The organism is Pseudomonas sp. MDT2-39-1, from assembly GCF_054898085.1.
In genome coordinates this window covers 191,005-214,674 of record NZ_CM142716.1, presented here as the reverse complement: position 1 = coordinate 214,674, position 23,670 = coordinate 191,005, and the positions used below count along the sequence as shown (strand labels likewise).

Annotated in this window: 21 protein-coding genes and 1 pseudogene; 10 read left to right on the top strand and 12 right to left on the bottom strand. The window is 56.2% G+C overall.

The annotated features are described in order from the left end of the window. Positions 1–96 precede the first annotated feature (96 nt). Together ACYZTM_RS00990 and ACYZTM_RS00985 are read left to right on the top strand one after the other, a co-directional pair. Positions 97–708, top strand: a complete 612-nt coding sequence (locus ACYZTM_RS00990) for an FMN-dependent NADH-azoreductase (protein WP_077747806.1) — start codon at positions 97–99, stop codon at positions 706–708. A gap of 169 nt (positions 709–877) precedes the next feature. Further along, positions 878–1,915, top strand: a complete 1,038-nt coding sequence (locus ACYZTM_RS00985; RefSeq protein WP_131058623.1) for an alpha/beta hydrolase family protein — start codon at positions 878–880, stop codon at positions 1,913–1,915. Between the two features lie 119 nt (positions 1,916–2,034). Here the strand turns inward: ACYZTM_RS00985 and ACYZTM_RS00980 are convergent, their stop codons facing one another. Both ACYZTM_RS00980 and ACYZTM_RS00975 read right to left on the bottom strand, forming a co-directional pair. Beyond that, positions 2,035–3,222 carry an MFS transporter gene (locus ACYZTM_RS00980; protein WP_131058622.1) on the bottom strand — a complete coding sequence of 396 codons (1,188 nt, stop codon included), beginning with the start codon at positions 3,220–3,222 and terminating at the stop codon, positions 2,035–2,037. 529 nt (positions 3,223–3,751) lie between these two features. Then, complete coding sequence (locus ACYZTM_RS00975; RefSeq protein ID WP_010460520.1) at positions 3,752–5,341, bottom strand: ABC-F family ATPase; 1,590 nt, start codon at positions 5,339–5,341, stop codon at positions 3,752–3,754. A gap of 495 nt (positions 5,342–5,836) precedes the next feature. Between ACYZTM_RS00975 and lpxO the strand changes: the two genes are divergently transcribed. Then, on the top strand, positions 5,837–6,736 hold the full coding sequence (lpxO, locus tag ACYZTM_RS00970) for a lipid A hydroxylase LpxO (RefSeq protein ID WP_131058621.1): 900 nt from the start codon (positions 5,837–5,839) through the stop codon (positions 6,734–6,736). 120 nt (positions 6,737–6,856) lie between these two features. Here the strand turns inward: lpxO and ku are convergent, their stop codons facing one another. Next, positions 6,857–7,717, bottom strand: coding sequence for a non-homologous end joining protein Ku (gene ku, locus ACYZTM_RS00965; RefSeq protein WP_131058620.1), 861 nt, complete (start codon positions 7,715–7,717; stop codon positions 6,857–6,859). A gap of 193 nt (positions 7,718–7,910) precedes the next feature. Here ku and ACYZTM_RS00960 point away from each other — a divergent pair, with 193 nt between their 5' ends. Further along, entirely contained in the window at positions 7,911–8,270 is a 360-nt protein-coding gene (locus ACYZTM_RS00960; RefSeq protein ID WP_131058619.1) for a hypothetical protein, read from the top strand. A gap of 50 nt (positions 8,271–8,320) precedes the next feature. Continuing rightward, positions 8,321–9,472 (top strand): PQQ-dependent sugar dehydrogenase, encoded by a 1,152-nt coding sequence (locus ACYZTM_RS00955; RefSeq protein ID WP_461986438.1) that lies wholly within the window; start codon positions 8,321–8,323, stop codon positions 9,470–9,472. Between the two features lie 130 nt (positions 9,473–9,602). On the opposite strand, the gene rimI is transcribed toward ACYZTM_RS00955, so the two are convergent. Further along, positions 9,603–10,697, bottom strand: a complete 1,095-nt coding sequence (gene rimI / locus ACYZTM_RS00950; protein WP_131058617.1) for a ribosomal protein S18-alanine N-acetyltransferase — start codon at positions 10,695–10,697, stop codon at positions 9,603–9,605. A 92-nt stretch (positions 10,698–10,789) separates the two neighbouring features. On the opposite strand from rimI, the gene ACYZTM_RS00945 reads away from it, so the two are divergent. Beyond that, positions 10,790–12,364 (top strand): RimK family protein, encoded by a 1,575-nt coding sequence (locus ACYZTM_RS00945; protein WP_131058616.1) that lies wholly within the window; start codon positions 10,790–10,792, stop codon positions 12,362–12,364. A gap of 7 nt (positions 12,365–12,371) precedes the next feature. Next, the gene (locus ACYZTM_RS00940; protein ID WP_131058615.1) at positions 12,372–13,295 is read left to right on the top strand and encodes a magnesium transporter CorA family protein; all 924 of its coding nucleotides are present in this window, start codon (positions 12,372–12,374) and stop codon (positions 13,293–13,295) included. Positions 13,296–13,413: 118 nt separating this feature from the next. On the opposite strand, the gene ACYZTM_RS00935 is transcribed toward ACYZTM_RS00940, so the two are convergent. Continuing rightward, on the bottom strand, positions 13,414–13,749 hold the full coding sequence (locus ACYZTM_RS00935) for a DUF2834 domain-containing protein (RefSeq protein ID WP_131058614.1): 336 nt from the start codon (positions 13,747–13,749) through the stop codon (positions 13,414–13,416). A 248-nt stretch (positions 13,750–13,997) separates the two neighbouring features. On the opposite strand from ACYZTM_RS00935, the pseudogene ilvA reads away from it, so the two are divergent. Then, positions 13,998–14,993, top strand: a pseudogene (gene ilvA, locus ACYZTM_RS00930) (threonine ammonia-lyase, biosynthetic); the annotation flags it as partial. A 30-nt stretch (positions 14,994–15,023) separates the two neighbouring features. Here the strand turns inward: ilvA and eco are convergent. Next, complete coding sequence (gene eco / locus ACYZTM_RS00925) at positions 15,024–15,506, bottom strand: serine protease inhibitor ecotin (protein WP_131058612.1); 483 nt, start codon at positions 15,504–15,506, stop codon at positions 15,024–15,026. Between the two features lie 385 nt (positions 15,507–15,891). Between eco and ACYZTM_RS00920 the strand changes: the two genes are divergently transcribed. Next, a complete protein-coding gene (locus ACYZTM_RS00920) occupies positions 15,892–16,161 on the top strand; it encodes a DUF1652 domain-containing protein (protein ID WP_131058611.1) in 270 nt (89 codons plus the stop codon). Here ACYZTM_RS00920 and ACYZTM_RS00915 read toward each other — a convergent pair. Both ACYZTM_RS00915 and ACYZTM_RS00910 read right to left on the bottom strand, forming a co-directional pair. After that, positions 16,158–16,553 carry a hypothetical protein gene (locus ACYZTM_RS00915; protein WP_461986433.1) on the bottom strand — a complete coding sequence of 132 codons (396 nt, stop codon included), beginning with the start codon at positions 16,551–16,553 and terminating at the stop codon, positions 16,158–16,160. The genes ACYZTM_RS00920 and ACYZTM_RS00915 overlap by 4 nt on opposite strands. Positions 16,554–16,643: 90 nt before the next feature. Next, positions 16,644–16,910 carry a DUF2790 domain-containing protein gene (locus ACYZTM_RS00910; RefSeq protein WP_461986431.1) on the bottom strand — a complete coding sequence of 89 codons (267 nt, stop codon included), beginning with the start codon at positions 16,908–16,910 and terminating at the stop codon, positions 16,644–16,646. 512 nt (positions 16,911–17,422) lie between these two features. On the opposite strand from ACYZTM_RS00910, the gene ACYZTM_RS00905 reads away from it, so the two are divergent. After that, positions 17,423–17,719 (top strand): hypothetical protein, encoded by a 297-nt coding sequence (locus tag ACYZTM_RS00905; RefSeq protein ID WP_131058608.1) that lies wholly within the window; start codon positions 17,423–17,425, stop codon positions 17,717–17,719. Positions 17,720–17,858: 139 nt separating this feature from the next. Here ACYZTM_RS00905 and ACYZTM_RS00900 read toward each other — a convergent pair whose 3' ends face one another. From ACYZTM_RS00900 to ACYZTM_RS00885, 4 genes are all read right to left on the bottom strand, one after another. Beyond that, entirely contained in the window at positions 17,859–18,752 is an 894-nt protein-coding gene (locus tag ACYZTM_RS00900; RefSeq protein ID WP_461986429.1) for a hypothetical protein, read from the bottom strand. Between the two features lie 542 nt (positions 18,753–19,294). Next, positions 19,295–20,110 carry a hypothetical protein gene (locus ACYZTM_RS00895; RefSeq protein WP_131058605.1) on the bottom strand — a complete coding sequence of 272 codons (816 nt, stop codon included), beginning with the start codon at positions 20,108–20,110 and terminating at the stop codon, positions 19,295–19,297. Between the two features lie 74 nt (positions 20,111–20,184). Next, a complete protein-coding gene (locus ACYZTM_RS00890) occupies positions 20,185–21,180 on the bottom strand; it encodes a DUF2515 family protein (RefSeq protein ID WP_131058604.1) in 996 nt (331 codons plus the stop codon). Then, a complete protein-coding gene (locus ACYZTM_RS00885) occupies positions 21,177–23,387 on the bottom strand; it encodes a type VI secretion system Vgr family protein (protein WP_461986426.1) in 2,211 nt (736 codons plus the stop codon). Before ACYZTM_RS00885 ends, ACYZTM_RS00890 begins: the two co-directional genes overlap by 4 nt. Positions 23,388–23,670 lie beyond the last annotated feature (283 nt).

Below are 23,670 nucleotides of genomic sequence, written 5' to 3'. Positions count from 1 at the left end.
ACTATCGCATTGTTGCGGGCTAATCAGCTATTGGTTTCATCTGTAGGATCCTCCCCATCAGATCGCCCGGTGGCGATCCTCACCTGGAGATCCCTTATGAAACTGTTGCATATCGATTCGAGCATTCTTGGTGACAACTCGGCTTCCCGTCTGCTGAGCAGCGAAGTCGTCAAAGCCTGGCAAGCCGCCGAGCCAACCGCCGTGGTGACATACCGCGACCTGGCCGCTGATGCCATCAGCCATTTCTCCGCCACCACCCTGGTTGCCGCCGGCACCACCGCTGAACTGCGCAACGCCGCGCAACAGCACGAAGCCGAGCTGAGCGCCACCACCCTGGCCGAATTCCTCGCTGCCGACGCCGTTGTGATCGCAGCGCCGATGTACAACTTCACCATCCCGACCCAACTCAAGGCCTGGATCGACCGCATTGCCGTTGCCGGTCAGACCTTCCGCTACACCGAAGCCGGCCCTGAAGGCCTGTGCGGCGGCAAGAAAGTCGTGATCGTCTCGACTTCCGGCGGTCTGCATGCCGGTCAGGCGACTGGCGTTGCGCATGAAGAGTACTTGAAAGTGCTGTTCGGCTTCATCGGCATCACCGACATTGAGTTTGTTCGTGCCCATGGCCTGGCCTACGGTGACGAAGTGCGCACCAAAGCCATGAGCGACGCTCACACGCAAATCAGCGAGCAGTTGTTCGCCGCTGCGTAAAGACTTGCGTAAAGAGTTCAAACAGCTCAGGCACCACCCAAAAAACTCTGTATTCTGATCACGCAAGGGTCAGATACGGAGTTTTTTGTTTCTGGCTATTTCGTATTCTGGCCCGAGTTATGCAGTCGAGGGTTACCGTCTCCGGTCAAGTAACAAGGTGGGGCATCCCATGGTGCGTCTTTGTGCAACGTTACTGATTTGCCTGCTCAGCAGCCTGAATTCAGTGCACGCCGCGCCTGCGCCGCATCCTCACTGGAGCGTCGGCTTCCATGAGATGAGTTTTCTCGACCCTCTGGATTTGCAGCCGATGCGCGCCATCGCGTTCTATCCCTCCAGCGACCGGGAGCACACCAGCAAAATCGAGGGTTACACCGTCGAAGCCGGCGAAGACACCCGAGTTGCCATGGGGCGTTTCCCGATGCTGATGCTGTCTCACGGCAACACCGGAACCCCGCTGGCCCTGCACGACCTTGCCACCTCGCTGGCACGCAAAGGGTTTGTGGTGGTGGCGGTGATCCACCCTGGTGACAACTCCAAAGACCACAGCCGCCTCGGTACTTTGAGTAACCTTTACGGCCGGCCCATCCAGATTTCCGAAGCCATTACCGCGACCCTGAGTGATCGCATGCTCGCGCCTTTCGTCAATGCCGATCAGGTCGGCGTGATTGGTTATTCGGCGGGTGGCGAAACGGCGCTGATCCTGTCCGGGGCGACGCCTGACCTGGATCGTCTGCGCCGCTACTGCCAGGAACGCCCGGACGACCGCGATGCCTGCAACACCAAAGGCGAGTTGATCGTCGACCGTGATGACTTGCAACCCGTGGCGGATCCCCGTGTGCATGCGTTGCTGCTGATGGCGCCGCTTAGCCTGAAGTTCGGCCGCCACACACTGGCCGACGTGCATGTGCCGGTGCTGCTCTACAGCGGGGATGGCGACAAACTGGTGGCATTCGACAAAAACGCCGCCGCCCTGGCGCGCAAACTGCCGATCGCACCGGACTTCAAATTGCTGGCCGGGGCAGGGCACTTCGTGTTCATGGCGCCTTGCAATGAAGAGCAGATCGCCGCCATGCCGGCGCTGTGCACCGACGCTGACGGCGTCGACCGCGAAGACATCCATCGCAACATGGTGTCCGAGGCCGGGCGGTTCTTCTCTCATGCGCTGGGCAAGCCTACCCGGGCCGGGATGCAAACCGCTGATCAGTGATTCCACCCGAACCCTTGTGGGAGCGGGCTTGCTCGCGAAGGCGGCGTTACTGTCGATACTTTAGTCGTTTGACACACCGCCTTCGCGAGCAAGCCCGCTCCCACAGGGGATCACACGCGTCAGGCTGTAGCGCGGCGTTTCAGCAATAAGGTCAAACCGAGTCCAGTCACCGACAACATCGCCGCGCTGAAGAAAATCCACGAATACCCCAGATTCAACGCGACAGCGCCCATCAACGGCCCGGCAATCGCCAGTGCCAGATCGAAAAACACGGCATAGGCGCTCAAACCCGCGCCACGACTGGAGTTGGGCACCTGCTTGATCGCTTCCACCCCCAGCGCCGGGTACACCAGCGACAGACCAAACCCGGCCAGGCCGGCGCCGATCAGCGTATAAGCGGTCGAGGGCGCAAGCCACAGTAGCACCAGGCCCACGGTTTCAATGCTCATGCAGGCAATCGCCGAGGTGAAACCGCCGAAGCGGCTGATCGCGGAGATAAACAGCAATCGCGACAAAATAAAGCAGATGCCGAAGACCGTCAGGCAGTAGGCCGCGCCGGTCCAGCCACGGCTGACGTAATACAAGGTAATAAAGGTTGTCAGGGTGCCGTAACCGATGGAGGCCAGGCTCAAGCTCGCACCAAACGGTGCAATGCGTCCGAACACCGCCCAGAATGGCAGGCGCTCACCGCGAATCACCGGCACCGAGGGTTTATTTCGGATCAGCAACAGCGCGGCCAGGGCCAGCAGTGACAGCGCGATGCCCAGGCTGGCAAAGCCGTATGCGGCGACCATCACCACGCCCAGCGGTGCACCGATCGCAATGGCGCCATAAGACGCAATGCCGTTCCACGAAATCGAGCGCGCGGTGTGCTCCGCACCGACCTGGCCCATGCACCAACTGATCGTGCCCACGCCGATTAAGCCCTGGGCGACGCCAAGCAACAAGCGTCCGACAATCAGGATCGACAGGCTCAGCAGTGGAAAGCTTTGCAGCATTGTTGAAATCAACGTCAGCACGCCACTCAGCACGATCCCCGACAGGCCGTAGACAATCGCCCGTTTGGTGCCAATGGTGTCTGACATGCGCCCAGCCATGGGGCGGCTGAGCAGGGTGGCCAGGTACTGGGAACCGATGGTCAGCCCGGCGACGATCGCGCTGAAACCCAGCTGCTCATGGACATAGCCCGGTAACACCGCAATCGGCAGGCCGATGCAGAGGAACGCAATAAAGGTATAGAAAACGATGGAGACGATCTGCAGGGTAATCGCCATGGAGCTTTGCGGTGGCAGTTGCTGCGCAGACATGAGGGCTCGTTCGCGGGCGGCGGTGGGAGAGCTGCATCATGGCGTGGGTTGGAAATAAAAGGAAGCAGGCTAACTATGCTCGTCGAGTTTGAGGGCCTCTTCGCGGGCAAGTCGGATCGCCGCACCGCTCGCTCCTACAGGATTTGCGTCGTGCGCAATGATTGTGGACGACATCGATCCCGTAGGAGCGAGCGGTGCGGCGATCCGACTTGCCCGCGAAGAGGCCTTCAGCACCAAAACATCCCTCGGCCCTGAAATGCAAAAGCCCCGTCACAAGGACATAATGCTGTTCACTTAAGCGCGGGCACTCATTTGTGGCGAGGGGATTCAGCGAAACGTCGCACCGCCCCGTTCGGCTGCGAAGCAGTCGTAAATCCACACAACTCGGTCTGTCTGAACGGGCGCAGGGGGCCGCTTCGCAGCCCAACGGGGATGAATCCCCTCGCCACAGGTTCTCGCTCGACTGATGATTGTCTTAAGTGAACAGCATTACGTCACAAGGACAGGGCTTTTCATTTATAGCGAACGCTTAGAACACAACGCCCTGGCTACGCAGGTAGTCATCATAAGTACCGCTGAAGTCGATCACGCCGCTAGGGCTCAACTCGATAATGCGGGTGGCCAGGGACGATACGAACTCACGGTCATGGCTGACGAAGATCAGCGTGCCCGGGTAGTTTTCCAGCGCCAGGTTCAGTGCCTCGATGGATTCCATGTCCAAGTGGTTGGTCGGTTCGTCCATGATCAGCACGTTCGGCTTTTGCAGGATCAGCTTGCCGAACAGCATGCGACCTTGCTCACCACCGGAGATGACCTTGACCGACTTCAGAATCTCGTCGTTGGAGAACAGCATCCGGCCGAGGGTACCGCGAACGATTTGCTCGCCGCCCTGAGTCCATTGGCCCATCCAGTCGAACAGGTTGCAGTCGTCTTCGAAGTCGTGTGCGTGGTCCTGGGCGTAATAGCCCAGTTCCGCGGCGTCGGTCCACTTCACGGTGCCGGCATCCGGGGTCAGTTCGTTGACCAGGGTGCGCAGCAGGGTGGTTTTACCGATACCGTTCGGGCCGATGATCGCCACGCGCTCGCCAGCTTCAACCTGGAAGCTGAAGTCCTTGAACAGTGGCTTGCCGTCGAAGCCTTTGGCCATGCGCTCGACGATGACCGCTTGACGGTGCAGCTTCTTGGTTTGTTCGAAACGGATGAACGGGCTCACACGGCTCGAAGGCTTGACCTCAGCCAACTGGATCTTGTCGATCGCCTTGGCGCGGGACGTGGCCTGCTTGGCTTTCGAGGCGTTAGCCGAGAAGCGGCTGACGAACGATTGCAGTTCCGAAATCTGCGCTTTCTTCTTGGCGTTGTCCGACAGCAGTTGCTCGCGGGACTGGGTCGCCACGGTCATGTACTCGTCGTAGTTGCCCGGGAACAGACGCAGCTCGCCGTAATCCAGGTCAGCCATGTGAGTGCACACGCTGTTCAGGAAGTGACGGTCGTGAGAGATGATGATCATCAGGCTGGAGCGCTGGGTCAGAATGTTTTCCAGCCAGCGGATGGTGTTGATGTCCAGGTGGTTGGTCGGTTCGTCGAGCAACAGCACTTCAGGATCGGAGAACAATGCCTGCGCCAGCAATACGCGCAGTTTCCAGCCTGGGGACACTTCACTCATCGGGCCGAAGTGCTGCTCGATGCCGATACCCAGGCCCAGCAGCAATTCACCGGCGCGGGATTCGGCGGTGTAGCCGTCCATTTCGGCGAATTCGGTTTCCAGCTCGGCCACAGCCATGCCGTCTTCTTCAGTCATTTCCGGCAGCGAGTAGATACGGTCGCGCTCGGCTTTGACCTTCCACAGCTCTTCGTGACCCATGATCACGGTGTCGATGACGGTAAATTCTTCGTAGGCGAACTGGTCCTGGCGCAATTTACCCAGACGCACGTTCGGCTCGAGCATGACCTGGCCGCCGGACGGCTCGAGGTCACCGCCGAGGATTTTCATGAAGGTCGACTTGCCGCAGCCGTTGGCGCCGATCAGACCGTAGCGGTTGCCCGCGCCGAATTTTACCGAAACGTTTTCGAATAGCGGCTTGGCGCCGAACTGCATCGTGATGTTAGCTGTAGAGATCAAAGGTTTTTCCTGCGAAGCATTCAGAGTAGCTAGGGTTGCGGCAGTACCGATTCAGTACCCGTTTCCGGTATCCGAACCACGGAAAATGCATCCCGGTCAGAAGCGGAAGGTCCATCTGGCAATAAGTGGACAGCAGCATATGGAGCGCTTGGCCCGAGTCGAAGTGCGCTGAGGCGGGTTCATTCCCGTCATCAACCAAGGGGGGCGCGTAATGTTTGGCGGCGATTGTACTGGTCTGGCTCTTTAAACGATAGGGCGTTGAGGCCACGCGGGCGCTTTGGCGGCACCAGCGGACAGATTTTCACATTTGAAGGTTAACTATTGGTTACAAAATGAGACTAAAATCCCACTTTTTCACCTGACGCCGACTATCGGCACAGGCTCAAGGACGCGCCACCGGGACCGCTGTTTCGTATTCAGACACTGCACTAGACCCCTGGGCCGCTGGGTTGGCGGGGGAAACAGTTTGTTCACTTCTGACATGTGACGATTTCTGTGAAACTGATTATTGCCGCTATATATGTAATATCCATTGCCTACGTCCACCTGCGCGGTCGGGTGCGTCACAAGCTGGGCCGCCAATTGAGCGATCACTCGTCCTTTCTGGCGCCAATCAATTGCTTCCTTTATATGTTCTCGAAAATCCCCAACAAGCCTTACCTCGACCCGGCCGATTTCCCAGACCTGAGTCCGTTGCAGGAGCATTGGGAAGAAATTCGCGCGGAAGGCCAGAACCTGCTTCGGGCCGGGGAGATCAAGCGCTCGAACCAATACGACGACGTCGGTTTCAACTCGTTCTTCAAGACGGGCTGGAAGCGCTTCTACCTGAAGTGGTACGGCGACAGCCATCCCTCGGCGACGAAACTCTGCCCGCGCACCACTGAACTGGTGCAAAGCATCGGTTCGATCAAAGCCGCGATGTTCGCCGAGTTGCCGCCGGGTTCCAAACTGGTCCGCCACCGCGATCCGTATGCCGGCTCTTACCGTTATCACCTGGGCCTGGAAACGCCGAATGAGGCCGGTTGCTATATCAACGTCGATGGTGAGAACTACCACTGGCGCGACGGTGAAGCGGTGATGTTCGACGAAACCTTCATTCACTACGCCGAAAACACCACCCAGCAGAACCGCATCATTCTGTTCTGCGACGTCGAGCGGCCGATGAAGTACCGCTGGGCGGCGGCGTTCAACGGCTGGTTCAGCCGTAACGTGATGTCGGCGGCGGGCGCGCCGAATAATGCGGGGGACAAGACCGGTGGCATCAACCGTTTGTTCGCCAAAATCTACAAGATTCGCCTGCGCGGCAAGGCGCTGAAGAAGCGTAATCGCAAACTTTATTACCTTGAGAAGTGGGCGATTTTTGGTGGGTTGCTGGCGGTTTTTGTTCTGATCTGAATGTTGTGTTGTTACATATGGCCCCATCGCGAGCAGGCTCGCTTCCACATTAGAACTCGGTCAACTGTAGGAGCGAGCCTGCTCGCGATGGGGCCCTGACAGACACCGCAGAACCATCAATCAGCCACGAGAAGTCTTCGTGGCTTTTTTCTGCGCAGCGGGTTTAGCCGCCGGTTTGGCCTTAGCGGCACCCTTGCCCCCAAGGCTACGTTTAAGCAACTCAGTCAAATCAATCACATCAGCGGTTTTACGTTCCTCTTCGCCCGTCGCCGTTTCCACATCCTCAATCTTGCCTTCATTCGCTTTCTTCTCGACCAGCGCCATGATCTTGTCTTCAAAACTGTCGCGGTAATCCTCGGGTTTCCAGTCGGCGCTCATGTCTTGCACCAGACGCTTGGCCATGTCGAGTTCGCCTTTGGCCAGTTCAGGCTTGGTCACTTCAGTGCCCAGCTCCAGCGTCTCCAGACTGCGCACTTCGGCGGGCCAACGCAGCATCACCAGCACCATCGCCGATTCGAGCGGCATCAACGCAGCCAAATGCTGACGGGTATGCAGGACAACATGGGCGAGTGCGACCTTGTTGGTCTTGCTCAGGGTTTCGCGCAACAGCGCATAGACCTTGCCGCCGCGTTTGTCCGGCGCCAGGTAATAGGGCGTGTCGATGTTTTGCAGGGGGATCTGTTCGGCGTCGACAAAGGAAAAGATGTCGATGGTCTGCGTTGATAATGGGTGCGCCGACTTTATTTCGTCCTCGCTGAGCACCACGTAACGGCCTTTTTCGTACTGCACACCTTTGACGATGTGTTCCTTGGTGACTTCCTTGCCGGTGACCTTGTTGACGCGCTTGTAACCCACCGGGTCCATGCTGCGGCTGTCGAGCCAGTCAAAATCCACGCCTTGCGAGGAGGTCGCCGAGACCAGCGCCACAGGGATATGCACCAGCCCGAAACTGATTGCGCCTTTCCAGATTGCCCGTGCCATGGTCGTCTACTCGCAAGTGATGTGTTCAGGTGACCCGCGGCGCGGCGCAAAAGTTTCAGCGGGCTGCGGCCCGGTCCTGCGGGGTGGTCAACTGGTGTTACATCTTATGAAAGAGGTTTTAGTTAACAAATCCGAACCCCGGGCGTAGCGTGCTATCGAAGACCCTATCCACGCTGACGCCCGGAGGCCTCCCATGAACAGATTCGTGCTCGCCTGCACCGTACTGGCATTCAGCGGCCTGTTAAGCAATCTGGCCCAGGCCGACGTCGCAGTGCCGTCGTCTTCTTTACTGCTAGCCCAAAGTCCAACGGGCAGTAGCAATAACAACCCTTACAACAGCCCGATTCGCCGGGCCAATCCCAATAGCATGCAAGGCACGCAACCGAGTGCCCCGGCCATTCGCGGGCCGAACACGGTGCCGGTACCGCGTCCACCGACCCTCGATAATGGCGGCATCGGCAATCGCTATCCGCAGGACCGAACCGCTCCCGCCACTCCACCCAAATTCATTCCCAATCCGCCTCATCGAGACGCAGACACCAGCAACCGTTGAACGGCAGGACAGGTTCTTGCCAGCCATTCGAACGACAAAAGGAATCGTGCATGTTGCGTAAAACCCTCTTGGCCACCTTCTGCGCCAGCGTACTGATCACCGCCACGGCACCCGTTTTCGCGGCACCGCCCCAGGACATGAACAGCGAACAGGGCACCCTTGAGGTCTGGCAAGTTGCCAAGGGCCTGGAACATCCTTGGGCCTTGGCGTTCCTGCCCGACCGCAAGGGCATGCTGATCACCGAACGGCCCGGCAATCTGCGGGTGGTCGATTACGACGGCAAACTGTCGGCGCCGATCAATGGCGTGCCAAAGGTCTGGGCCAAGGGGCAGGGCGGCTTGCTCGACGTGATGCTGTCGCCTGACTTCAAGCAGGACCGCACGGTTTATCTGGCATACGCCGAGGGCGGTGGCGCGGGCGACAAGGCCGGCACAGCGGTGGGGCGAGGGCAACTGTCCGAAGACCTGAAAACCCTCAAGGATTTCAAAGTGATTTTCCGTCAGGAACCCAAGCTTTCGGTCGGCAACCACTTCGGCTCACGATTGGTGTTTGATCGCGACGGCTATCTGTTTATCACCCTTGGCGAAAACAATGACCGAGCCACGGCCCAGGACCTCGACAAGTTGCAAGGCAAGGTCGTGCGGATTTATCCCGACGGCAAGGTGCCGGACGATAACCCCTTTGTCGGGCAGGCCGGTGTGCGCCCGGAAATCTGGTCCTATGGCCAGCGCAATCCGCAAGGCGCGGCGCTCAATCCGTGGACTGGTGTTCTCTGGGGGAACGAGCATGGCCCGCAGGGCGGTGACGAAATCAACATCATCGAACGCGGCAAGAATTACGGCTGGCCGCTGGCGACCCACGGCATCAACTATTCCGGCCAACCGATCCCGGAAGCCAAGGGCAAGACCGCTGAAGGCGCCGTAGCGCCGCACCATTTCTGGGAAAAATCCCCCGGCCTCAGCGGCATGGCGTTCTACGACGCTGATCGCTTCAAGGTCTGGCAACACAATGTGTTCATTGGTGCGCTGGTCAGCCAGGAGTTGATCCGCTTGCAGTTTGATGGCGACAAAGTGGTTCACGAAGAACGCTTGCTCGGCGAACTCAACAAGCGCATTCGCGATGTGCGCCAGGGGCCGGATGGGTACTTGTATGTGCTGACCGATGAGGACGAGGGCGGGCTGTACAAGATCGGCTTGAAGTAACTGGTTCCTGAAACCACCACTTCCCCTGTGGGAGTGAGCCTGCTCGCGATAGCGGCATATCAGTCACCAACAGTGTCGGATGTGAAACTGCCATCGCGAGCAGGCTCGCTCCCACCCAAGATAGGTGGCGTCACCGGGCATACAGGATAACCGCCGCCCGAAGCTTGCCCCGGCCAAAGCTGCACATCTTGTCGAATTCCCCATGGCTGACCGGCAAATGCTGGCAGTCCATCGGTTGGCGATGTTGGCTGTGGTCCACGTCCGGGTCGTGCAGGTAAACGAACTCGTCATCGCAATCGGTGACGATCACCCAATGGGGCGCCTTGGAGCGGGTCAGTCTATAGCTGCTGATCAGCACCAGCGGCTGTCCGCCATCGCCCAGTAACCGTGGAAGGTTCAGCGGGCCGCCGATGACTTGCTCCACATCAGTTTCGAGTAGCTGCGCGGTGAACTCTTCGTGCACCAAGCGCATTACGTCTTTTTTATGCTCATCGCGCACGCCATCGAGAAACAACGGCCCGTCCATGCTCAGTTGCAAACGCACTCGAAAACCCCGGCGCCATGCCGCCAGTGCCAGGCCTTGAGGGCTGCATCCACCATGGCCTGCGGTCATGAACACCGTCGTCGCCTCACGCCATATCTGCAATTCCTCGCGGCGTTCCAATACCCGGTCCGCTTGCAGCGCCCCCATGGCCATCAGCAGGCAGGCCGGGCCGCAGGTGAAATCGGTGGTTTGCCGATACCAGGGCACCTTGATGCTGCGCGAATCGCGGTGCTCAAGGATGCGTTTTTCCAGGCGCAGCGCGTCGGCATGGTCCTGGTAATAGTCATGGATCAGCGCGAAACGCCGGTAGCCGTTGCGCTCATACAAGGCAATCGCCGCCGGGTTGTCGATACGCACTTCAAGCCGCAGGTAGGCACAATCATGTTCAAGGGCGCAGGACTCGACGCGTTCGAGCAACTGCTTGCCCAGTCCGCTGCCGCGCGCCCCGGTCGCGATCGCAATCGAATAAAGCCGCGCCAGCGAAGTGCCCCGGTGAAACAGCACCACCGCGTAACCAACCAATTGCTCGCCACGCTGGGCCACCAGCAGCTGACCGTGAGCCCGCGTGATCATCCACAGAAAGCTGCGACTGTTGAGCCGGTCCGTGGTGAAACATTGCTGTTCCAGTTCCAGGAGCGCGGGTAAGTCTTCAACTACCGCCAAGCGAAAGACAGTATTCATATGACCGCCGTAAAAGTTGCGTAACGAAACGGGACTTTCGAAAAAGTTCGTGCTTAATAGGAAAGGTCTTGTTCTCCAACGGATCAATCACTATGTCAGCGGTACAAGGTCATTGGCGCGAAGTATCCGAGCAAACTTTGCCGGCAGCAACTTATTTAAATGACGCAGGCAGAACTTCAAGTCAGTTGATTATCATCGTCGAACGCAAGGAAGACTGGGCCTCGTATTTCCCCAGCGAGGACATTGTCAGCGCTCAGGAATACCTTGAGCAGACGCGGGACAACGAACAGGGCAAACGGGTCCAAGTGATCAACCTGTGCCGCAGCTACAAGTACCTGGGGCACGGTTATTACTGCTCATTGCTGGCCGAGGCCCGGGGGCACAAGGTCATTCCGTCGGTGCGAACCATCAGCGAACTGACAAAAAAATCCCTGTACGGCCTGGCGCTGGACGACCTGGATAAACCCCTGGAAAAAGCCCTCAGCAATCATCTTTACAGCGACACCGAAGGCTTTACCCTGACGTTGTACTTCGGCAAAACCAATATAGAACCCTTGCAGGATCTGGCGCGTCAGTTATTTGAAGTTTTTCCGTGTCCGATATTGTTAGTTGAGTTTCGCAGAACCAATGGTTGGCACATCGAAGGTATCAAGTCCGGCACCTTGCACAAGTTGCGCGAAGACCAGGAAGATCAATTCGCCAACTCCTTGGACAGTTTCAGCCGCAAGATCTGGCGTGTGCCACGCTCACGGCGCCTGGCCCGTTATGACTTGGCCATCCTGCATGACCCGCAGGAAGCCTTACCGCCCTCCAACCCGAAGGCACTGGATAACTTCGTACGTGTCGGCAAGACCTTGGGCATTGATGTCGAGCTGATCGAGCGCAAGGACTACGCGCGCATTGCCGAATACGACGGCCTGCTGATCCGCGAGACCACAAGTGTCGACAACCACACCTATCGCTTTGCGAAAAAAGCCGAGAGCGAAGGGCTGGTGGTGATGGATGATCCGGCGTCGATCCTGCGCTGCACCAACAAGGTGTACCTGACCGATCTGCTCAAGAGTCATCAGCTCGGCATGCCCGCCACCGAAATTCTCTACAAGGATCGACCGGAAGATTTCGAACGGGTCGGCGAACGGCTGGGCTTTCCCTTGGTGTTGAAGATCCCCGACGGCTGTTTCTCCCGGGGCGTGATCAAGGTCGAAAGCCAGCAGGCCTTGCTCGAAGCGACGGCCGAACTGTTCGAACACTCGGTGCTGCTGCTGGCTCAGGAGTTCTTCTACACCGAATACGACTGGCGCATCGGCGTACTTAACCGCAAACCGATCTTCGCCTGCCAGTACTTCATGTCCAAGGGCCATTGGCAGATCTACAACCACAAGGCCAAGGGCCAGGACATCAACGGCGAATGCCGCACCCTGGCAGTCCACGAAGCCCCGCGAGCCGTGGTCGACCTGGCCGTGAAAACCGCCAACCTGATCGGCGATGGCCTGTACGGCGTGGACCTCAAACAATCCGGCGACAAGGTGGTGGTGATCGAAGTCAACGACAACCCCAACATGGACGCCGGCATCGAAGACGCCTACTTGCAGGACGATCTGTACTCGCTGGTGCTGGAAGAGTTCGTCCGTCGGCTGGAGCTGAAACGTCGCGGTCAGGCCTGGTGAGCGGCCGATGATCAAATGCTTTCAACTGGCCGGCGGCGCCCTGCAATCGGTCGAACGCCTGGATGCCGAGGTGATGCTGTTCAGCAACCCCGATGCCGCCGAGCGAGATTTGCTGCACAGCCACTTCAAGCTCGATGAGCATGCCCTGGCCTCGGCCTTGGACCCTGACGAGGTGTCGCGCATCGAATTCCACCCCGACAACCTGTTCCTGATCTGGAAGCGCCCGGAAAACTATTCCGGCGCGGGCAGCCTGGCCTTTGAAGTGTCGTCCTGTGGCTTGCTGTTTTCAGCGGATCGCCTGCTGGTGATCGCCACCGACGATGCGCCGCTGCACGGGCTCGGCACCCGGCAGCGGTTGAACACGCCGCTGGATGTGTTGCTCGACCTGCTGTCCAACAACATCCATCACTATTTGGGGCACCTGAAGGTGATCAAGATGGTTGCCCGGGAGTTGCAGCAGAAATTCAACGCATCGATGCAGAACCAGCATCTGATCCAGATGTTCAACCTCAGCGAAAGCCTGATCTATTACATCAATGCGATTCACAGCAACGGCGCGGTCCTGACACGGCTGCGCAACCACGCGGCCAAGGAACACTTCAGCACCGAAGCCATCGGCCTGATCGACGACCTGATCATCGAAAACAACCAGTGCTACAAACAGGCGGAAATCTACTCCACGGTGTTCTCCGGGCTGATCGACGCCCGCGGCAACCTGATGAACAACAGCATGAACAACCTGCTGCGCAAACTGACGTTAATCAACGTGGTGTTTTTGCCGCTGAACCTGATTGCGAGCATTGGCGGCATGTCCGAGTTCAGCATGATGACCGGGGACACGCCTTGGTGGGTTTCGTATCCGTTGTTTCTGACGGCGATGATGATCGGGGCGGGGGGAATGGTGCTTGGGCTCAGGCGCTTGGCGAAATAGTTTTTGCGGTTGTCAGATCGCTTTCGCGGGCAAGCCTCGCTCCTACATTGGAATGCATTCGATTGTAGGAGCGAGGCTTGCCCGCGAAGACTTAATCAGCATCACAACAACACCTGAATCAGGCTTGCTGCCGTGCATCAACGCAACTCTTGCGGTCTTTAAGCCCACGGACCACGAGGTACAACAATGGCCCGACCGACACGAAAACCGCTGTGATCAACAAATACGGAATCACCGACACCCCCGACTGTCCACGCTTGCGCGCATCCTGATACATCCAGATTCCCGCCAGCGTCGCCAACAGGTAAAGATCAATCACCACCTGCGCAGTATCCGGGCGCGACATCAGGCTGATGCCGAATTCGATCAGCGACTGCTCCGCCTGAAGCATCACTGAAACGGTGTAACCGGCAAAGGCGATCAAGGCAACGAGGGGCAGGGCGACAGACTTCATGGTTTCCTTCCTTGGGACAATGAGTGGTGTCGCCAGCCTACAGACGCCGAAAAAAAATGGCCATTGACTTGCCATCAATGCCCGGCTAATTTCCAGCCATGACTTCCACCGTATTGCGCTGCCAGCCAAGCATTATTACCGCCATTCCTTATCTGGCGGGCTAGCTCACGACTGCAGCACCCAACCCGCCCTAGAGGCGGGTTTTTACTTTCTGTCTCCCGGGCTCCGATCAACGTCAGGAGACGACCATGAGCAGCACCCCCGCCCAGCAGGCTTTGCTTGAGCACTACGTGAAAAAAATCCTCGCCGCGCCGGTGTATGAACTGGCCGTGTGCACACCGTTGCAACCCGCGCCAGCGCTGTCCGAAGCCTTGGGTAATCAGATCCTGCTCAAGCGCGAAGACTTGCAGCCAACCTTTTCCTTCAAGATCCGCGGCGCTTACAACAAGCTGGTGCAACTGAGCGATGAGCAAAAGGCTCGCGGCGTGATCACGGCGTCGGCGGGCAATCATGCCCAAGGCGTGGCGTTGGCGGCGCGTGAATTGGGGATCGCCGCAACCATCGTCATGCCCTGCACGACGCCAGAATTGAAGGTGCTCGGGGTACGCAGTCGCGGTGCTGACGCCGTGCTGCACGGCGAGAGTTTTCCGTTCGCCCTCGACTACGCGCTGCGTCTGGCCGAGCAAACCGGTCGCACCTTCGTCTCGCCGTTCGACGACCCGGACGTGATCGCGGGGCAAGGCACCGTCGCCATGGAGATCCTTCGCCAGCATCAAGGCCCACTGGACGCAATTTTCGTCCCGGTGGGTGGCGGAGGTTTGATCGCCGGCATCGCGGCGTACGTCAAATACCTGCGACCTGAAGTGTGCATCATCGGCGTCGAGTCAGAACATTCCGCGTGTTTGAACGCCGCGTTGCAGGCAGGTGAGCGTGTTGTACTGCCCAATGTGGGCACCTTCGCCGATGGCGTGGCCGTTGCGCAGATCGGCGCTTACGGTTTTGAGGTCTGTCGGTTTTGTGTCGATGAAGTGCTGACCGTCAGCAACGACGAACTGTGCGCCGCGATCAAGAATATCTACGACGATACCCGCTCGATCACCGAACCCTCCGGCGCCTTGGCGGTGGCCGGAATCAAGAAGTACGTCGCTCAGACCGGTGCGCGCGGTCAAACCCTGGTGGCGATCGATTCGGGCGCCAATATCAATTTCGACAGTTTGCGGCATGTTGCCGAGCGCGCCGCGTTGACCGGCGCTTCAGCATGAGGAGGGGCGAGGTTATTCCTGGACCGCTTTCTCGACCTTGCTCGACGCCGACCAGATCCGATAGCGGACTTCGACGTCCTTGGGCACGTAGAGCACGATCGGCAACTTGCTGTTGTAACGAAGCATGAAGCCGTCACCGACCACCGGCACGAACTCCTTTTTACCCTTGCCGTCGGGGCAGGCCATCATCGTGCTCATCGGGCCGATGACTTTTTCCAGGCGGTAGAAGGGATAGCCCCAGCCTTCAAGGTTTTTTTCTTCAAGGATACCGCCAAGACGCTGGCGATTGCAGTCCACGATCAGGGTCTTGCCGGCCAGCACCTCAACCTCGAAGTTTTCTTCCTGTGGCTGCGGCGCCACATGAATGACCTGGCGGGTAAAACCGCTCTCAGGCTTGGGAAATGGCGCGACAGTTTCGAGCTTTGCGGCATGAGCCACGCTCGAAAGACTGGCAACAATCAGCCCGACGGTAGTGACAAAGGTCAATGAACTCATGGTGCCTCCTTGCGTGTGAGTAGGGTCAGCGGATACTGGAATGACAGGCGCATTCTTACTGTCGGTCTCCGCTAATGCAAACCCGCTCGGGTTGTATGCAAATTGCAGGGCTGAAGCGGCCCTTTGTTGCAAATTGCATGAGGCCGTTTATAGGCATGTCCGTTAAATCGTTGATTTACCGATGAGCTGCACGGCGAAATTTGCGGCATGTTTTATGCTCATTCAGGTCTTGAGTTGACCGGGACAGTATTGAGTCAGCTTGGAACGCGAGGACGGTCTAGTGTTTGAGACGTAGAAACCCCGCCTGAGGAACAAAAGCGGGTGATTTCAGCACGGACCAACGCTTGAATTTATTTGGCAATCTCACAATTAGGAGAGGGTCGCCATGTTTCTTTCTGCCCTGGAACTTCGCAATATCGTTGAAAGCAGTTTTCTCCCGAAACGCTGCCAGTGCACGTTGTCACCGGACTTGTCGATGACGGTCAAGGTGTATTCCGACCGTAGAACCGATCATCTCGATCTATCCGTGACCGGAATAGATGCCAAACAGCTCAATGGATGCCGGGAAATCAGCGACCTGATTGCAGGTCTACGCTCTGAGATGCAGCATCAGGAAGCGATTCAGACACTGCATCCCGACAAAAAAGCGCTTTAACCCGCAGTTTCGAGTTCCACTGAAACGCGCCGGGTCTGGACAAACCCCAGTCCCAGCGCCGACTCGACCACCACAGCCAGCAAAATGCCTGGCCCGGCATGGCCGTTGAGCCATTCGCCAAAACCCAGAATGGCCAGTCCGAAACAGCCGACGATAAACCCGGTGCTCAGCGCATTGCGGGTGCCGGACGGCGCCTCGTTTCGAACCAGATAAAACATCACGCCCAACGCCGCGAACAGCACCGCACCGCGCCGCGCAACAAAACCTGCCGCAGACGAATACTCAATACTCCAGAGCGCCAGCAATACGTCCGGCATCAAACCCCAGACCAGGGCCAGTAAAAAACACAAAAGGGAAGTGAAGGTCGACAGGGTGCGAAACGATAACTGCATGGCGGATCCTTGCGGCAGTGAGGGACGCGCCAAAGCATAGCGCCTGATCCCTCACAGGAATACCGTAAAGTGCAAAATCAGACCTATCCGTCAGTTCTGATAACTGCAAGCGTCAGAAAGCTTCCGGTAGCTGATTTCTTCAGGCTTGCCTGACGTATCGATGTACTTCATGTCGGCCGTGATCACTTTGCATTCCAGCGTGCTCGGCTCAGTCAGGGCGACCACTTTGTCGATGTTCAGCGGCATGCCGTAGTGATAGGGCACGGCCTGCGAGGGCGAAGTGTCGTTGGCCTGGGCAAGCCCGGTAAACGCGGTGCAGGCGAGGGCGGAAGTGATCAGCAGCGTGCGGATGTTCATGTGACGATCTCCAGTGCAGACGTAAAGTCAGCTCGACGGATTGGGCGTCGAACCTGCCGCACTGGGCGTCAGAGGAACCTGAGGGCGTGCGGTCCAGTAAAGTTTTGGACCGCGGGGTTAACGTTTGGTTAACCCGGCTGAACGCCGCCTGTCGCGAGGGCGTTTCTGTCAGAAGTTTCATGTGGGAAACGATCTACGGGATCTTCGGCCTGGTCCTACAAGGTCAGATGCCTTGTCGACTTTCGCCTGATGGGGGGCAGCGTTTACTGTTTGGGCTCGCTGCAAAATCAGCGGACAGGTTTGGTCACCTGTAAGAACAGTGCACATATGTGTGCCATGATTCGCCCTGCGGACATCTACGTCCTTTCGGCGCATTGTTATGGCGGCTGTGTGCAGGACGCCTTCGGGCGAGCTGAGTTACTGTTCTCGGTTGACCAAGCCTGTATACAGTCCGCCTCCCACCGTTTGGTCACGGTGGCGGTGGTTACTTCAAAACAGATGAGTAACTTACTATGCCTACGCTTAACCCGTTTCCCGATCGCTACCGTTCAATCAACAGCAGCGTTGCCGACTCAAGTCCTTTGGTGATCGACACCGAAGCCAATCCCCAAGACATTCTCGAAGCCGCCTTACAGCGAGTCCGGGCCGCCAGCCAGTTACTTGAAACTCTTCATTGCCAATGCTTCAAGCACGGCGACGTTCAAGACATTCCGCACATTACCCATGCGCTTTACCTGCTGACTCAGGATGGTTTTGATCTGTTGCAGGTGGCTCAGCAGCGGATGATGGGGTGGAAGGCGCCTGCTTGATGTTTCATCTTCTTTACAGAAAATCCAGCGTCACTTGACGCTGGATTTTTATGTTGAAGTGTTCTAATAGTAATAAAAATTTGAAAGCGTTATCGTGTCATGTGTTAGACCGCATAACGCTATGCGAGCAAGCGTGAGGTTACTGCTCAAAAGCTTTAATCGATGGGTCATGATAAGATTCGTCGATTTCGATCCCCGCGGCGCGGGCTTTTTGCTCGATAATCAATCTTGTTTGATGAAAACTGTTTAATTTTTCCGGTAACAAGTCTGTCCCGCGATTCCTCTCATTCTCAGGGATGCTGGACTTCCAAAATTCTCTTTCTGATAGAAATTCCAGCGTAATCAGATAAGTTCCTGTCTTCGTAGGGTTATCTTTTGAATCATGGCGCCACGCTTTTAGATTTAAGTGAACCCCGTCATTGTAGAAGTACCAGTTGTAGAAAGGGCTGATTTTTAGCCAGCAGTCGATATCTATAGGGTACTCAGGGTCTAGCCAAGGGTGACTTGAAACATGGTAGCCCAATACGTTGTCTGGGGAGTCTATCTTAAGAACTTGTGATCCAGGGATTCGTGGGTCTTCTACAAAGTAATAATGTTCCCAGCCTGATGATTTGATGCTTTCGATTAGCTGGTAAATAAATGTTTTGTATTGTTCGTGCGTGCTGTTGTCTGGGAGGCCTCGAAGTGTGACGTCGATATCTTCGACCTGATTTCCAACTCTTTCATCGACAACAATAGTGATATTGGTAGTTTGGTTGAGGTGGAGTGAGCTGGAGTCGGTTGTAATGATAGTGTCAGGAAGACATTTGTCGTTTGCCGATTTGTTTATTTTGTACCAGCACAGCTCAAGATCTTTCATACATGCTGATGAGAATTTATTGCTGTTTTTATCTAATGTATTTTGAATGGTTGCATTAAGAGTTATTTCAGTTGGGGGTATTTTATTATTCATGTTTGAGTCGCTGTCATTGCAGGCAGAAAGAAAAACACAGGCAATGATAAGCCAATTAAATTTCATTGGGCGTTCGCCCAAGTCGAAATCGTGCGTATTTTTCCTTCCTTGTAGGATTTACGTGTCTTCATAAGTCCGTGATATCCGTTAGCAATATTGTCGATAAATTTCATAAGGTCGACCTCGTTTTAAAGTTCGCCCTCTGTCATTTGTACCTTGAGTTCCAAATCGCAGTCAGGGAGGCTGACGCTTCTGGTGCGGGTTTCCAAGCGCAGATTGAAGCGCTTGATGACCGGTTTTGTGACGGCTATGCCGGAGTCTTGCTGGTGGGGCACGAACGAGAGTTTGCGGAATATTGTGTGGTGAGTTTGGCGTGCATGCGAGTACGGAGGTAGCGCAGCATCCGACCTGAGATACACCACCAGAACAGGACGAAACCACCCTGAATAGAATCGTCAAGATGACTTTTTCGGCAGTGAGTTACCGTTTGGGGAAGATCGCCACCGCGCCTGCTACCAAGCACATTGCAAATAGCAACGTGGGTAGCAGACCATCCTGCATATGGTAGCCCGGTAATTGGGCCAGTAGATAATTCAGGTACAGTCATCATGCTCAAACATGGGCTATTGTTCTAGTGCGTGAATCGGTGGATCCCGATAGGACTCATCGATTTCGATCCCTGCGGCGCGGGCTTTTTCTTCCAGTTCAAGTCTAGTCTTGTGGTAGGTATTCAACCTTCCTGGCAAGAGCTCCTTCCAATGCTGCCTCTCTTTATTGTCTGTAATGCCGTCGAGCCAGAACTCACTCTCTGATTGAAAATTCAGCGTAATAAGGTAAGTCGCCTTTTCGGTTGGGGCTTCTGAATCGTTTTGCTTCCACGCTTTAAGGTTGAGATAGATGCCGTCTTTGTAAAAATACCACCTGTAGAAAGAGCCAACCTGAAGCCATCTCTTCAGATCCAGTTGGTAATTAGGGTCCAGCCAAGGGTGGCTGCTGACGTATCGCCCGAACACCTCGTCAGGACTACTGATTTTTCCCGCCTGCGAGCCAGAGATCCTAGGATCTTCTGGAAAATAAAAGTGTGACCAGCCAGATTTTTTTATTTTTTCTATCAGACTGAATATCAAGTCCCGATATTGTTCGTGTGTGCTTCCTTTTGGGAGCCCACGTAATATTACGTTTAGGTTTTCGATGTTTTCTGTCGTGTCTTTGTCTAATGCAACTGTAATATTTACAGCCTGCTCCAGGCTCAAAATGCTGCCGTTATTTTTTACGTTGATCGTTGGTAGGTCGGTGTCATTTGCCGATTTTTGTATTTTATACCAGCAGGTATTTACCTGGGGCATGCAGCTTTCCGTGAATGGAGTCGGTGTGTTTGTTGTGATATTTTTTATAGAAGATAAAAGTTCGATTTCAATGATTTCTGATTGATTGGTCATGGTAGGGGTCTCTGTCGAGTTGCTAACGTCATCGCATCCACTGATCAATATTAAAATGGCGATTAGGATTTTTTTCATTGTTGATTTGACCAGCTTGAAATCTTTTTGATCTCGCCTTCCATGTATTCGGCTTTTTTACCCATTAGCAAGTGGTACTGATTGGCTATTTCAGTGATAAAAACCATTCTGTCAGTTTCGTCATAAAGATCACCTTTCTTCATTTGAACTCGTAATTCAGGCTGTTCAACGTCACAGGCGGTGCTAAAAGCGGCTACTCTGACCGGAACAAATGGAGCCCACTCAAATCCAGCTTGCATCTTAAGCGTGGTTTGAAATGCCTTGCCATCATAAATAAGGGGCTGAAGAATTTTTCGTTGCTCATGGTTTGCAATATCCATTAGTGACGAAAGTTGCATTTCGCGCCTAGCCGTGCCTTTAGATAGATTTTCCGTGTTTTGAATGGATTTGAAACCTGATTTTATTTCGTCGGTAACATGCAAGTTTCCAAGTGTACTGAGCGCATCATCCGCCCAAGGCAGACTATCAATATTTGTCTTTATCTGCCCCTCACAACTACGCGCATTACGCTCCGGCGCGCACTCATCGAATTGATCTTTATATTTACTGTAAAACCAATGCCAGACAAAAATATCCTGAAACAGCCAGAAATTGCCTTTGCCCAGTTCGTTCTTACCAATACGCAGAGGGGGCTGAATGGCGAGGGGGGTCAGTGTCAGGTAGGGTTCACTCGGAATAAAATCCAACCCGCATTTGACCTGCTTGCTGGCAAATGCCGCAAGCCCCATCCAATAGAAGCGACCCTTGAGTTCCGGTTTTCCATCTTCACCTTGTTCGAGATAGAAACTGGCGTAAGCGGCGGCAATTCTTGCGGCGCGAGCGCCAAAGTCAGAAATCAGTTCATATTTGCTAGAGGCAGATGAGCGTTTTTTGCTCAAGCGGCGTATGGCTTCTTCCTGGCCCATGGCCCACAACTTGTCGCAGCCGAGGACAACCTCGTGGACGGAGCATTCTTTGGCATTTGTTTTAAAGGTTGTTATTGGCGCACTCATTTCTTTCTGCTCGCTTCATAGTCGTCCGCACCGGAAGGCACGACCAGTTCATCCCAGACAAGGTGAGCTTTTACCGGCTCTTCGGCTTCTGTCTGGACTCGCGGGTGGAGGCCCTCAGCATTACTTCTCGATATTTGGGGAGCGGTTTCCGATGGCACGATCAGTGCCGCCTTGACTGACTTAACAGGTTGCCCACGCCGTGTAACAAACTTGAGTTGTTCGTCATAGCTTTCACTGATTTTCTTCGCATTCAGCAAGCTTCCTGCCCGCGCTTGATCTGCAATGACTGGAATAAGGGGAACGAGAATACCAATCCCGGAACCGGCCCCCGGCGAGCCCCCGGTGTTCACTTTCACCTCAGCCCCACTAATCGTCACCCCCCCCGCATCAACCTTGACGAAACTCCCGCCAGCCTTGGCCGTCAGTTCCATCCCGCCTTCAACCACCACCTTCTCGCCAGCGTGGTAATGAATCTCCTGACCCGCCTCGACAAACTGCGCCGTCCCCACTTTCACATGCTGGGTCACCGCCACCGTCAGGTGATCATCCGCACGCGTTTCAGTCTTGCGATCCAGTTGCGTAATCCGATGTTCTTCAACCTTGAACTCGCTGAAAACATTAGCCTCGACCGTGTCATGGCGTTCATTGCCGATGCGGATCTTCTGGTCGTGTTCGATGTTTTCATCCCAGTCGCGCTGGGCGTGCAGGTAGATTTGTTCCGCGCCTTTCTTGTCTTCGATGCGGAACTCGTTGTAACCCTTGCCGCCCGGTGAGCTCAGGGTCTTGAAGGTGCTGCGGGTCTTGTTCGCCGGTAGGTCGTAAGGGACGACGTTTTCCTTGTGGAACAGGCAACCGGTGATCAGCGGTTGGTCGGGGTCGCCTTCGAGGAAGGTGACGAGGACTTCCATCCCGACGCGCGGGATGGCGATGCCGCCGTAGGCACTGCCGGCCCAGCCGGTGGCGACGCGCAGCCAGCAGCTGGTTTTGTCGTTGGCTTGGCCGTCGCGGTCCCAAAAGAATTGCACTTTGACGCGACCGTATTCGTCGCAGTGGATTTCTTCGCCCGGCGGACCGGTGACGATGGCGGTCTGGCTGCCCAGGACCTTCGGTTTCGGGTGTTCGAGGGCCGGGCGGAAGTGCGCGTCCCACGGGGTGGCGAGGAAGGTGTTGCGGTAGCCCTGATGGAAATCGTCTTTGTTGTGGGTGACGTCGCTGGTGACGTTTTTGCCGAGCACTTGCGGCTGCTTGCCTTCGTGCACGACTTCGAGCAACAGCCAGAGGTCGTTCCACTCGGCGCGCGGGTGTTCGCTCAGGGCCATGAAGTGGCCGCTGACCAGGGTGGGCTCGTCGCCTTTGCCTTCGGCCAGTTGGTAATCGCTGCGATGGCGTTCCAGCGCGCGGGTCGCCAGTTGTTTACCGCGTGCGCGGTCGGTGAAGCGGCCAGGGTAGTCGTAGTCTTCCAGGTCCGGCGTGAAGGTACTCTTGGCGGCGCCTTCGGGCAGGATGCGCGGTTTTTCGAAGTCGTAATCGCGGCGGCTGACGCGGGAGGTGCGGGTTTCCAGGCGCAGGTTGAAGCGCTTGATCACCGGTTTCGTGGCGGCCATGCCGGAGTCTTGCTGGTAGGCCACGGGCGAGAGTTTGCGGAACACCGTCTGGTCATCGCCGAACACCAGTGTGTGGTCGCTGGCGCTGTGCTGGAAGTGGAAGTGAATGCCTTCCTCTTCACACAGGCGCTGGATGAAATGCAGGTCGGATTCGTCGTACTGCACGCAGTAATCGCGCTCGGGGTAGATCGCGCCGAGCTGGAAACTGTAGGCGTCAGCCAGGATGCCGCGCGCCTCAAGTACCTGAGCGATGATTTTCGGCACACTCAAATGCTGGAAAATCTGCTGGTCATGGTTGTGACGCAGGTAGGCGAGTTGCGGGACCAGGCTGATGCTGTAGCGCGTCAGGCTTTTGCCGGAATCGCCTTGCTCGATGCGATAGACCAGACCGTGGATGATGCCCTTGCCGGTAGCGCCGAAGGTCAGGCAGCCAGGCTTGTGCAGCAACTCTTCGAGTTTCAGGTCGGGACGGGCGCTGACCAGTTCGATGTCGAAACAGAACGGCTGGTTGAGGGTTTCGCGACCGACGAAGCTGAGCACTTGCAGGTCAACGGAAACGCCTTCCAGCGTCAGGGAAATATGGGTTGCGTTCGCGTCCAGCATGCCTTTAATTCCGTCCTTTGAATAAGCTGGTGCGGATGGTGCAGGATTAAACCGCCTCGTTCAAGGCGCAAATGCCGTAGGCGTGGATGCGTTGTGCTATCGGGAAAACCCCTAGATATGGGGTTTCGGCTAATGAATGCGGGGGATGCTTCGTCATCCTTTGCAGAACTTCACCGCGTCACACCCTTGCGGTGACCAGGAATCCATAGTCATTTTCAGACTCCAGTCGTTCAAAGCACTTAAAACCCCTTAAAACCCCTCTGCCGTCATTGCCTACTGATCG

Excerpts from the sequence above, each read along its gene's own strand:
- ACYZTM_RS00990 (WP_077747806.1), top strand. The coding sequence starts at position 97 with ATGAAACTGTTGCATATCGATTCGAGCATTCTTGGTGACAACTCGGCT.
- ACYZTM_RS00985 (WP_131058623.1), top strand. The coding sequence starts at position 878 with ATGGTGCGTCTTTGTGCAACGTTACTGATTTGCCTGCTCAGCAGCCTG.
- ACYZTM_RS00980 (WP_131058622.1), bottom strand. The coding sequence starts at position 3,222 with ATGTCTGCGCAGCAACTGCCACCGCAAAGCTCCATGGCGATTACCCTG.
- ku (WP_131058620.1), bottom strand. The coding sequence starts at position 7,717 with ATGGCACGGGCAATCTGGAAAGGCGCAATCAGTTTCGGGCTGGTGCAT.
- ACYZTM_RS00960 (WP_131058619.1), top strand. The coding sequence starts at position 7,911 with ATGAACAGATTCGTGCTCGCCTGCACCGTACTGGCATTCAGCGGCCTG.
- ACYZTM_RS00955 (WP_461986438.1), top strand. The coding sequence starts at position 8,321 with ATGTTGCGTAAAACCCTCTTGGCCACCTTCTGCGCCAGCGTACTGATC.
- rimI (WP_131058617.1), bottom strand. The coding sequence starts at position 10,697 with ATGAATACTGTCTTTCGCTTGGCGGTAGTTGAAGACTTACCCGCGCTC.
- ACYZTM_RS00945 (WP_131058616.1), top strand. The coding sequence starts at position 10,790 with ATGTCAGCGGTACAAGGTCATTGGCGCGAAGTATCCGAGCAAACTTTG.
- ACYZTM_RS00940 (WP_131058615.1), top strand. The coding sequence starts at position 12,372 with ATGATCAAATGCTTTCAACTGGCCGGCGGCGCCCTGCAATCGGTCGAA.
- ACYZTM_RS00935 (WP_131058614.1), bottom strand. The coding sequence starts at position 13,749 with ATGAAGTCTGTCGCCCTGCCCCTCGTTGCCTTGATCGCCTTTGCCGGT.
- eco (WP_131058612.1), bottom strand. The coding sequence starts at position 15,506 with ATGAGTTCATTGACCTTTGTCACTACCGTCGGGCTGATTGTTGCCAGT.
- ACYZTM_RS00920 (WP_131058611.1), top strand. The coding sequence starts at position 15,892 with ATGTTTCTTTCTGCCCTGGAACTTCGCAATATCGTTGAAAGCAGTTTT.
- ACYZTM_RS00915 (WP_461986433.1), bottom strand. The coding sequence starts at position 16,553 with ATGCAGTTATCGTTTCGCACCCTGTCGACCTTCACTTCCCTTTTGTGT.
- ACYZTM_RS00910 (WP_461986431.1), bottom strand. The coding sequence starts at position 16,910 with ATGAACATCCGCACGCTGCTGATCACTTCCGCCCTCGCCTGCACCGCG.
- ACYZTM_RS00905 (WP_131058608.1), top strand. The coding sequence starts at position 17,423 with ATGCCTACGCTTAACCCGTTTCCCGATCGCTACCGTTCAATCAACAGC.
- ACYZTM_RS00895 (WP_131058605.1), bottom strand. The coding sequence starts at position 20,110 with ATGACCAATCAATCAGAAATCATTGAAATCGAACTTTTATCTTCTATA.
- ACYZTM_RS00890 (WP_131058604.1), bottom strand. The coding sequence starts at position 21,180 with ATGAGTGCGCCAATAACAACCTTTAAAACAAATGCCAAAGAATGCTCC.
- ACYZTM_RS00885 (WP_461986426.1), bottom strand. The coding sequence starts at position 23,387 with ATGCTGGACGCGAACGCAACCCATATTTCCCTGACGCTGGAAGGCGTT.